General features: G+C 60.6%; 8 protein-coding genes and 1 pseudogene. 5 read left to right on the top strand and 4 right to left on the bottom strand.

Annotation, left to right across the window (positions count from 1 at the left end):
* Positions 1-151: 151 nt before the first annotated feature.
* The 4 genes from speA to FEM54_RS13875 form a co-directional block, all read right to left on the bottom strand.
* A complete protein-coding gene (speA, locus tag FEM54_RS13890) occupies positions 152-2,065 on the bottom strand; it encodes an arginine decarboxylase (RefSeq protein WP_017136738.1) in 1,914 nt (637 codons plus the stop codon).
* 212 nt (positions 2,066-2,277) lie between these two features.
* On the bottom strand, positions 2,278-2,649 hold the full coding sequence (locus tag FEM54_RS13885; RefSeq protein ID WP_012722004.1) for a translation initiation factor Sui1: 372 nt from the start codon (positions 2,647-2,649) through the stop codon (positions 2,278-2,280).
* A gap of 194 nt (positions 2,650-2,843) precedes the next feature.
* Positions 2,844-3,380, bottom strand: a complete 537-nt coding sequence (locus tag FEM54_RS13880) for an NUDIX hydrolase (protein WP_138451438.1) — start codon at positions 3,378-3,380, stop codon at positions 2,844-2,846.
* Positions 3,381-3,382: 2 nt separating this feature from the next.
* Positions 3,383-4,360: a DUF2333 family protein gene (locus tag FEM54_RS13875; RefSeq protein WP_370589438.1), complete on the bottom strand. Its 978-nt coding sequence runs from the start codon at positions 4,358-4,360 to the stop codon at positions 3,383-3,385.
* A gap of 389 nt (positions 4,361-4,749) precedes the next feature.
* Here FEM54_RS13875 and FEM54_RS13870 point away from each other — a divergent pair, with 389 nt between their 5' ends.
* The 5 genes and pseudogenes from FEM54_RS13870 to FEM54_RS13845 form a co-directional block, all read left to right on the top strand.
* On the top strand, positions 4,750-6,420 hold the full coding sequence (locus FEM54_RS13870; protein WP_017136741.1) for a response regulator: 1,671 nt from the start codon (positions 4,750-4,752) through the stop codon (positions 6,418-6,420).
* Positions 6,421-7,919: 1,499 nt separating this feature from the next.
* Positions 7,920-8,435 (top strand): annotated as a pseudogene (locus FEM54_RS35100) (methyl-accepting chemotaxis protein); the annotation flags it as partial.
* A gap of 272 nt (positions 8,436-8,707) precedes the next feature.
* On the top strand, positions 8,708-9,163 hold the full coding sequence (gene aroQ, locus FEM54_RS13855) for a type II 3-dehydroquinate dehydratase (RefSeq protein ID WP_017136743.1): 456 nt from the start codon (positions 8,708-8,710) through the stop codon (positions 9,161-9,163).
* Between the two features lie 24 nt (positions 9,164-9,187).
* A complete protein-coding gene (gene accB, locus FEM54_RS13850; protein ID WP_017136744.1) occupies positions 9,188-9,649 on the top strand; it encodes an acetyl-CoA carboxylase biotin carboxyl carrier protein in 462 nt (153 codons plus the stop codon).
* Positions 9,650-9,666: 17 nt separating this feature from the next.
* Positions 9,667-10,587, top strand: a 921-nt coding sequence (locus FEM54_RS13845) for an ATP-binding protein (protein ID WP_138451434.1), incomplete at its 3' end; no start/stop codon positions are given.

Raw genomic sequence — 10,587 nt, 5'->3', positions numbered from 1 at the left:
AACGAAAATCCAAATGTGGGAGCTGGCTTGCCCGCGATGGCGGTGTGTCAGCCCTGAATGTGCGGACTGATACACCGCCATCGCGGGCAAGCCCGCTCCCACACTGAATCTCTGTCACTTTGAGATCGTTGTCAGCCTGGGAGCAGTGTACTTACGAGGACAGGTAGGACGAACGCGTCAGCCCCAGACGCAACGCATCCAGGAACTGCGTACGCTCGCTGGCACTGATCTTCGCGCTGGCGCACTTGTCGCGGTAGTGCGTCATCAACTCCTCCGGCGACAAGTGCACGTAGCGCAGCATGTCTTCGATGGTGTCGTGGGTCTCGATCCCGGCGCTGTACACCGAACCGTCTTCACGCTGGTAGATGTTTACCGAGTCGGTGTCACCGAACAGGTTGTGCATGTCACCGAGAATTTCCTGGTAAGCGCCCACCAGGAAGATGCCCAGCAAGTAGTCTTCACCTTCGTTCAAGCCATGCACCGGCAGGCTGGTCTCGATGCTCTGCTCGTCGACGTATTGCTTGATCTTGCCGTCGGAGTCGCAGGTCAGGTCTTGCAGCACGGCGCGGCGCAGCGGCTCTTCGTCGAGACGGTGCAGCGGCAGAATCGGCAGCACCTGGCCGATCGCCCAGGTGTCCGGCAGGCTCTGGAACACCGAGAAGTTGCAGATGTATTTGTCGGCCAGCTTGTCGTTGAGCTCGTCCAGCACTTGGCGGTGCGAGCGCTGGCGGGCTTTGAGCGAGTTGTGCAGGCGACGGCACACGGCGAAGTAACACTGTTCGGCCAGGGCTTTTTCCGCCAGGGTCAGCTTGCCGTCGGCGTACTGGGTAGCCACGTCGCTCATGTAGTGAGTGGCGCGCCAATACGTCTCGGTGACCATCTCGATGTCGGTCGGGCCCAGCAGGTCCACCAGCCATTGCACGGTTTCCGGCAGGCTTTCCTTGTTCTCGATCTGCGGCACGTCGTCGTTGTGTTTTTCAACGTCGGTGACCTGTACCACCAGCATGGCGTGGTGGGCGGTCAGGGAGCGGCCGCTTTCGGAGAAGATGTGCGGGTGCGGCAGGCTCTGCGCGTCGCAGAATTCCTTGAGCATGCCCACCACTACACCGGCGTAATCGTCCATGTCGTAGTTGATCGAGCTGGCATTACGCGAGTGCGTGCCGTCGTAGTCCACGCCCAGGCCGCCACCCACATCGATGTGGTCGACCGGCAGGCCGAGGTTGCGCAATTCGCCGTAGTAACGAATGGCTTCCTTGAAACCGTGCTGGTAGTCGGCCAGGTTGGCGATCTGCGAACCCATATGAAAGTGCAGCAGGCGGATGCCCTGGTCCAGGCCGGCAGCGCGGAAGCGCTCGACCACCGACAGCAATTGCGCCGCCGACAAACCGAACTTGGACTTCTCGCCACCGGTGTCGGCCCATTTGCTCGACGCCAGCGACGACAAACGCACACGCAGGCCAACCTGCGGCTTGACCTTGAGGCTCGCAGCCTCTTCGATCACCAGGCCGACTTCGGATTCTTTCTCGATCACGATAAACACATTGTGACCAAGCTTCTGGCCCATCAGCGCGAGGCGGATGAACTCACGGTCCTTGTAACCGTTGCAGACGATGGTGCCGCCCTTCGGCGCCAGGGCCAGCACGGCCAACAGCTCAGGCTTGGAGCCGGCTTCCAGGCCGATCGACACGTTCTGGGTGGCGATGATGTTCTCGATCACCGCTTCCTGCTGGTTCACCTTGATCGGGTACAGCGCGGTGTACTTGCTCTGGTATTCCAGGCGCTCGATGTTCGAATCGAACGCACCGGTCAGCTGGCGTACACGGTCTTGCAGGATGTCGGGGAAACGCACCAGCAGCGGCAAGGACAAACCGCTTTTGCGCAGCTCGTCAACTTGCTCGTACAGATCAACCGGTGTGCTGTTCGGGCCGTTCGGACGGACTTCAACGCGACCGGCATCATTGATCGCGAAATACCCGGCCCCCCAATGGCGAATCCCATAAACACTGCGGCTGTCCGCAACTGTCCATTGGCTGCCATCGTCTTTGCGTGTGCGTCGTACGGACATCGAAGTCCCCTATATAAAGTCGAAGATCACCACGCCCTTCTTGCAAGGCTGGCGAAGTCTAAAGAATGAAAATGACGATTTGCCTGTAAGGAAGGTAGACCCCACTCGCAGGACAGAGTTTAGACACCGGTCAGGAACAGGCTCTGTGAAAACCATGGAGACGACAGTTTGCGTTCAGCAAAGGGCCATCGGGGTGGGTTTCACAGAGGCTGCTAGCCGCCGGATTTCTTCGCTTTGTAACCCAGCTTGATCAGCTCGGCCAACAGCAACTCGACGTGATCGCCCTGGATCTCGATGACACCGTCTTTCAACGCGCCACCGGTGCCACAGCGCTTTTTCAGCGTGGTAGCCAGTTCCTTCAGGGCTTCTTCAGCCAAAGGCACGCCAGTGATGGTAGTCACCGTCTTGCCGCCACGGCCTTTGCTCTCGCGTCGTACGCGGGCAATGCCGTCGCCTTCAGGGATCAGGGTCTGTTTGCAGGTACACGAATCCACGGGCTGACGACAGTCCGGGCAGTGTCGACCTGCGTCGGTGGAAAATACCAGGCCACCAAGGGCGGCGAAGGATGCGGCTTTTTTGGCCACCGGCAATCCTCTTGGGAGGACAAAGACTGATCGGAACCCGGCTCTCGTTACAAAAGGCAGCTTACCGACCGCGAAGCCCCACTCAGGCAGGGGCAGCGCTACCGAAACGCCAAGGCGGTTCGGGTGAAAAGGCGCGCAGTGTAACGGCAAAAAGCCGCCTTGCTAAGAGCCAAATAGCGCCAATTTATGCAACTTTAGCGACGTGAGGCCAGATAGCGCCGCAAGCCCTCTTGAGCATCCGGGCAGTAAGGCTTTTGTTGAGCTTCCTGCAGGACCGTTTCAAGGGGCAAAAACCGCGCTTCCATGACCTCCTCGGGCTGCAAGCGCAATGGGCCATCCCAGACTGCCGAGTAAGATTTGCACCAGAGCCGGCTGCCCTCCTCCTCAAAGTAGAAGTGGTCGTGCTCGAACAGTTCCACACCGCCCACGCCGAGTTCTTCTTCCAGCTCACGGGCAGCCGAAACCGCGTAGGTCTCGCCCGCCGCCACCATGCCACCTGCCGCCGTGTCCCAAAAGCCGGGATACAGGGCTTTGCTCAGGGTGCGTCGGTGCACACACAGTTCACCGGCGGAATTGAACAGGAAGATAAAGGTGCAACGGCCGATCAGGCCGCGCTGACGCAGGTCGGACCTGACAAGGTCGCCGAGCAGGTTGTCCTGCTCGTCCACCCAGCAGATCAGTTCAGCATCAGAGGCCTCACGGTGTGCGACCTCCTTTTGAGAAGCGTCCATCATTACCCCTGGTTGAGGAGCTGACGCAAATCTATAACTGCAGCGTTTGCCCGGGAAATATAGTTGGCCATGACCAACGAGTGGTTGGCGAGGATGCCAAAGCCACTGCCGTTAAGAATCATAGGGCTCCACACCGGCTCCTGCGAGGCTTCCAGCTCGCGAATGATCTGACGCACGCTGACGGTGGCGTTTTTCTTGGCCAGCACGTCGGCGAAGTCGACTTCAATCGCGCGCAACAGGTGAGACAAGGCCCACGCCTGGCCACGGGCTTCGTAGAACACGTTGTCGATCTGCATCCATGGGGTTTCCACCACTTCTTCATCAACCTGCGGCACTTCACCCGGCGCCAGCGCCTCGGTTTTCAGTGCGGTGTTGAGTTTCACCCGACCCACACTGGCCGACAGGCGTTGCGACAACGAACCCAGGCGCGTGGCGACATCACCCAGCCAGTTGTTCAGGTTGTCGGCGCGGGCATAGAACAGCGCGCCCTTCTGGTTCGGGTCGGACAGTCGTGCCTCGTAGCGGCTCAGGGAGTTGATGCCTTCCTGGTATTCCGACTCGCTGGACGGCAGCACCCAGCTCTTGTTGTCGAAGTTAAAGCGCGGTTCAGCCTTGGCCAGGTCCGCGTCTTCAGCCGACTGCGACTGTGAACGGGCGAAGTCTTTACGCAAGGCGCGGGTCAGGTCACGCACCTGCACCAGCACGCCATATTCCCAGCTCGGCATGTTATCCATCCACAGGCCTGGCGGGAAACGGTCGTTGGAAATGTAGCCACCAGGCTTGTTCAGCAAGGTGCCGACCACGGTCTTGAGGGTTTCGACGGTGGTGTAACCAATCACCATCTGCTTGCCTTCCTTCTCGGCGGCAAGCTGGGCGTTTTGCTGGACCGGGAACAGCGCCGGCTCTTCGCTCCAGTACCAACCCAGGCCGCCGGTGACCAACAGGTACAAGGCCAGCACGCTGAGCAGCGCTTTGCTCATCAGCAGGTTGCGAAAGTAGCCGCGTTGGGTCGACTTTGGCTCAGGGGCGGGGCCTTTGGCACTGCCTGCACGGTTTTTCCAGTCCAGCATGGCGATATCCTTTCAATCACTTGAGTTCATGCACGTCAATTGTCCGGGTGCGGTCAAACACTCCGACCACAACCCTACCCCATCGTGCCCATCGGCGCGGGGCTTTTAACCGAAAGTGGCAGGAGGGAGACGTTCGACTATAAAGGATGCACGCTTTTTACGCAGCGTGACCATTGGGTCGGTAACTGAATCCCCAAGACTTGCACTTAATTGACGTATGACACTCATGCAACAGAAAAGAGGTGCTAGCATAGAGCCATCAGTCGACCTCAGCATGCACCCTCACTAGTAGTCAGGATATGACCGAGCCAGAAGACCCCAGCCGTGAGCGTCTCAAGCACCATTTTGCCCAGCGGGTAATTCATCAGGCACGTCAAATTCTTGAGATCTGGCAACGCCTGCAACGCAGCGAATGGTCGAACACCGATTTGTCCGAACTCAGCGAAGCCAACCTGCGCCTGCTGCGCTTTGCCGAGCGTTTCGAACAGCCGGAACACGGCCAGCTGGCACGACACATCGGCGAATCGCTCAAGGTGGTGGACGAAAATCGCGGCCGGCTGAGCAGCCAGGTCATCACCGAACTCAACCGCCTGATGCAACGCCTGTCCCGCACCGGTCTGCGCCAGGGTGATCAGCTGGAACAAACCTTACTGCCGCCGATGCGCAAGCCCATCTACGTGATGCTGGCCGATCACGACCGCGCCGAACGCCTGGCCAAGCAGTTGGAATTCTTTGGCATGAGCGCCCAGTCCCTGGACAGTGTGCCGGCGTTTCGTGCCTCCCTCGCAGAGCGCCTGCCGTCGGCGATTGTGATGGATGTGGACTTCTGCGGGGCGGGCCTGGGCCTCAAGCTGGCCGCCGAAGCCCAGGAAGGCCTCGAGCAAAAGCTGCCGCTGCTGTTTTTCAGCTTGCACGAAACCGACACGCCAACGCGCCTGGCCGCCGTGCGCGCCGGTGGCCAGGAGTTCCTCACCGGCACCCTGGAAGCGTCGAGCCTCTTGGAAAAGATCGAAGTGCTGACCTGCGTCGCGCAGTACGAACCTTATAAAGTGCTGATCATCGATGACTCGCGGGCACAAGCGCTGCACACCGAGCGCCTGCTCAACAGCGCCGGCATCGTCACGCGCACCTTGATCGAACCGATCCAGGCCATGGCCGAACTGGCGGATTTCCAGCCGGACCTGATCATCCTCGACATGTATATGCCTGCCTGTACCGGCACCGAACTGGCCAAGGTGATTCGCCACAACGACCGGTACGTCAGTGTGCCGATCATCTACCTGTCGGCCGAAGACGACCTGGATAAACAGCTGGACGCCATGAGCGAAGGCGGCGACGACTTCCTCACCAAGCCGATCAAGCCGCGCCACCTGATCACCACCGTGCGCAACCGAGCCGCCCGTGCCCGTAACCTCAAGGCGCGAATGGTGCGCGACAGCCTGACCGGGCTATACAACCACACCCATATCCTGCAATTGCTCGAAGACTGCAGCTTCCGCGCCCGCCGCGAGAACAAGCCACTGAGCTTTGCGATGCTCGACATCGACCACTTCAAGCGCGTCAACGACAGCCACGGCCACCCCATGGGCGATCGCGTGATCAAGAGCCTGGCGCTGTTTCTCAAGCAACGCCTGCGCAAGACCGACTACATCGGGCGCTACGGCGGCGAAGAGTTCGCCATCGTGATGCCCGACACCGACCTGGAGTCGGCCTGCAAGGTACTGGACGAAATCCGTGGGCGCTTTGCCGAAATTCACTACCCGGCCCAGCCGCAGGATTTATGGTGCACCTTCAGCGCCGGGCTGGTGGAGCTGTGCGACGGCTCCGACAGCCTGATGATGGCTGCCCAGGCCGACGAGGCGCTGTACCGCGCCAAGGACGCAGGACGCAACCGCGTGCAAGCCGCTCGTACATCAAAGCAAAGTGCCACCTTTTCACCGGAATCCACCGAATCCGTCATAACTTTGTAATGGAAACGCAATAACTTCAGGCACTTATCTTTTGCTGTCGGTTGAAACCACGCATGCGCCTGAAGCTGCTGACCAATCTCAATACCCTTCTGCTGGTGGCCGTGTGCCTGGCCCTTGGAGCGACGCTATGGTGGTCGCAACGTGCGCTGGAACGGCCGTATCTGCTGATGGAACGCTACCTGGGCCTGTCGCAGACCTTTCAGAACCAGGCCGCACGCAACATTGATGATTACCTCTCCAGCGGCGATGCCCTGCGTTTGAGCAGCGCCAGTCAAAGCCTGGAAAACCTGTTGCAGCATCTTGACGAATTGCCGGCAGAACCTGGGCAAAACCTGCGCCCCAGCCTGGTGGATCTGGACACCTTCAGCAAAACCGACCTGCTCGCCGCCGGCAAACTGGCGGGCGACCCGCAAGCCCTGTTGCTGCAAGCCGAACGTGAGCTGGGCGCGAACCTTGAGCAACTGAGCCAATACGCCACGGGCGTCAACTCACCAGACGCCGCTCGCTACCTGCCGCCCTTGCTGGCCGCGTCCCAGCACCTGGGCAAACTGTCCCTGGCCCGCGACAAACTGGTCAGCAGCGGGCGCGCGGAGTTGGCCGATGACGTGGAGCGCGAGGTCGCCAGTATCCGCACTCAGGCCGACGTGTTGGCGGGGTTGCCATTGCTTGGTGTCAAGGCCAGCAGTGAATCCAGCGCCGATGATTTTTCCGCCATGATGGGCCTGGAAAACAGCGAGAAAGCCGAAGTTCAGGACACCGGCGTCGACCTCAAGCGCGAACTCAACAGCCTGTTGACCCGCTACCCCGCCGAACTCAAGCGTACCCGCGAGCAAATCCAGCAGCGCACCGCACTGGCCGCCGCCACTCATTTAAAAATCGCCGCCGTGCAACAGGCCATCTCCGGCCTGGAGCCGGTGGTACGCGCCCAACACGCCAGGATCCAGGGCGAAGTTCGCCTGTTACAAGGCGTGATGATCGGCCTGATCCTGCTGATTGCCCTGCTGATCGACACCCTGCAACGGCGCCTGGCGCGGGTGCTGACCAACCTCGCGCCCGCCCTGTCGACCTGGGCCGAAGGTGATTTCAGCCAGCCGATTGCGCTGGGCAAGACCAACCGCGAACTGCACGATATTGAAGCCTCGCTGAACCGCTTGCGCGCTTACCTGGTGGACCTGGTGGGCACCATTCGCGCAAATGCCGAACAAGTCGCCGGCAGCAGCCGCGCCCTGGCCGAGCTGAGCAGTGGCCTGCACGACGGGGCCGAGCGTCAGGCCGGCGATACTGCGCAGATCCGCGATTCCCTGGGCGAGCTGGAAGCCACCATTCAGCAAGTGGCCGGCGATGCCAGCCAGGCCGCCGGTGCCAGCCGCAGTGCAGGCCTGGCCGTGGAACAGGGCCAACGGGTGATCGGCCTGAGCCTCACCGGCTTGCACGCACTGGTGGGTGAAGTGCAGCAAAATGCGCAGATGATCGAAAAACTCGCGGAAGAATCCGCCACCATCGGCGGCGTGCTCACCGTGATTCGCTCGATTGCCGACCAGACCAACCTGCTGGCCCTCAACGCCGCCATCGAGGCTGCGCGCGCCGGGGAAGCCGGGCGTGGGTTTGCCGTGGTGGCTGACGAAGTGCGCACCCTGGCCCAGCGCACGGCGGGCGCCACCGCTGAAATCCAGGGTTTGATCACCGGCCTGCAAAGCGCCGCCCATCAGTCGGTGCAGGGCATGCGCGCGCAGGTCGAACACGCCGAAGCCACCGCCCAGCAGGCCCAGGCGGCCGACGGCGCGCTGGATGAAATCGTCGGGGCGATCCAGACCATTTCCGACACTGCCGTGCGCATCGCCGATGTGACCGCGCAGCAGAGTGGCGCCGTCAGTGAGATTCGTGACAACAGCGAGCGGATTCACCAGCTGGGCGAGGATAATCTGCTGCGAATCGGCCAAGGCCGCCGCCAGGGTGAGCATCTGTTGGAACTGGGTGGGCAACTGAACACTGCCGTGCAGGCGTTTCGCGTTTAATGCGATCGAGATCGTGCCCACGCTCTGCGTGGTCATGCATCCTGTGACGCTCTGCGTCACGACTTTAGAGCGGGACGCGGAGCGTCCGGGGCGGCATTCCCACGCGGAGCGTGGGAACGATCAATCACTGACCAAATCCAGCCTCACAGTCACAAATTTTGCGCAATCATCGCTAATCGTGCCGCCTACTGCATAGAACTGGACAGTCACAAAGGCTTTGCGGCATAGTCGCCGGGTTCTGACGCACCCACATCAATAACAAGGAACAGCCGATGGCGACCTTACTGGTTCTTCACGGACCCAACCTGAACCTGCTCGGTACCCGTGAACCGGGTGTCTACGGGGCGGTGACCCTGGAACAGATCAACCTTGATCTGGAACGCCGGGCGCGTGAAGCCGGCCACCATTTGCTGTACCTGCAAAGCAATGCCGAGTACGAATTGATTGATCGCATCCATGCCGCGCGTGGCGAAGGCGTGGACTTTATCCTGATCAATCCCGCCGCTTTTACGCATACAAGTGTTGCATTACGTGACGCGCTGCTGGCGGTGAGCATCCCATTTATCGAAGTGCATTTGTCGAACGTGCACAAACGCGAAGCTTTCCGCCATCACTCCTACTTCTCCGACGTAGCAGTAGGTGTGATCTGCGGCCTTGGCGCCAGCGGTTACCGACTGGCCCTGGAGGCCGCCCTGGAACAACTTGAACAACCGGCCAAGCGCCCCTGACCGACCCTTGGGAGTTGATGATTCATGGATATCCGTAAAGTTAAGAAACTGATCGAACTGCTGGAAGAATCCGGTATCGACGAGCTGGAAATCAAGGAAGGCGAAGAGTCCGTACGGATCAGCCGCCACAGCAAGACCCCGGCTCAACAGTTCTACGCGCCACAGATGCAAGCACCTGCTCCGGCTGCCGCACCTGCCGCCGCCCCGGCTGCTGCCGCTGCACCTGCCGCCCCAGCCGCGCCTGCGCTGAACGGCTTCGTGGTCAAGTCGCCAATGGTCGGTACTTTCTACCGCACCCCGGCACCGACCTCGCCAGCCTTCGTTGAAGTCGGCGCAACCGTGAAAGTGGGCGACACCATCTGCATCGTTGAAGCGATGAAAATGATGAACCACATCACCGCTGAAAAAGCCGGCGTCATCGAATCCATCCTGGTAGAAAACGGTCAGCCGGTTGAGTACGACCAGCCGCTGTTCACCATCGTTTGAACCGCGGAGCGCCTTCGATGTTGAAACCTGCGAAGAAACTGCAAAAAGTCCTGATCGCCAACCGCGGCGAGATCGCGCTGCGTATCCTGCGCGCCTGTAAGGAAGAGGGCATCAAGACCGTCGCTGTTTACTCGACGGCCGATACCGAATTGATGCACGTGAAACTGGCGGACGAAAGCATTTGCATCGGCCCGCCACTGGCCACGAACTCGTACCTGAAAGTCTCGAACATCATCGCGGCCGCTGAAGTGACCGGCGCTGATGGCATCCACCCAGGCTACGGCTTCCTCGCGGAAAACGCCGATTTCGCCGAACAGGTGGAAAAATCCGGCTTCGCCTTTATCGGCCCTAAAGCCGAAACCATCCGCCTGATGGGCGACAAGGTTTCGGCCAAGGACGCCATGATCGCAGCCGGCGTGCCAACCGTTCCAGGTTCCGACGGCCCACTGCCGGAAGACGAGGCAACCGCCCTGCGCATTGGTCGCGAAGTCGGTTACCCGGTGATCATCAAGGCCGCCGGTGGCGGTGGTGGTCGCGGCATGCGTGTGGTGCACAAGGAAGAAGACCTGATCGAAGCTGCCAAGCAGACCCGCTCCGAAGCGGCTGCCTGGTTCGGCAACCCGATGGTCTACCTGGAGAAGTACCTGACCAACCCACGTCACGTGGAAGTGCAGGTACTGTCCGACGGCCAGGGCCACGCCATCCACCTGGGCGACCGCGATTGCTCGCTGCAACGTCGTCACCAGAAGGTACTGGAAGAGGCACCGGCACCGGGCCTGGACGAAACCGCGCGCCAGGAAGTACTGGCTCGCTGCGTCAAGGCGTGCATCGACATCAACTACCGTGGCGCCGGTACCTTTGAGTTCCTCTACGAGAACGGCCGCTTCTACTTCATCGAGATGAACACTCGTGTGCAGGTAGAGCATCCGGTTTCGGAG

The sequence above is a fragment of the Pseudomonas edaphica genome (genome assembly GCF_005863185.1).
Classification (GTDB): domain Bacteria; phylum Pseudomonadota; class Gammaproteobacteria; order Pseudomonadales; family Pseudomonadaceae; genus Aquipseudomonas; species Aquipseudomonas edaphica.
Note: the sequence above shows the minus strand (reverse complement) of the source record. Positions and strands in the feature narration are given on the sequence as shown.

Coding starts and splice junctions, on each gene's coding strand:
- accB (WP_017136744.1), top strand. CDS start 9,188: ATGGATATCCGTAAAGTTAAGAAACTGATCGAACTGCTGGAAGAATCC.
- FEM54_RS13870 (WP_017136741.1), top strand. CDS start 4,750: ATGACCGAGCCAGAAGACCCCAGCCGTGAGCGTCTCAAGCACCATTTT.
- FEM54_RS13875 (WP_370589438.1), bottom strand. CDS start 4,360: ATGAGCAAAGCGCTGCTCAGCGTGCTGGCCTTGTACCTGTTGGTCACC.
- FEM54_RS13880 (WP_138451438.1), bottom strand. CDS start 3,380: ATGGACGCTTCTCAAAAGGAGGTCGCACACCGTGAGGCCTCTGATGCT.
- aroQ (WP_017136743.1), top strand. CDS start 8,708: ATGGCGACCTTACTGGTTCTTCACGGACCCAACCTGAACCTGCTCGGT.
- speA (WP_017136738.1), bottom strand. CDS start 2,065: ATGTCCGTACGACGCACACGCAAAGACGATGGCAGCCAATGGACAGTT.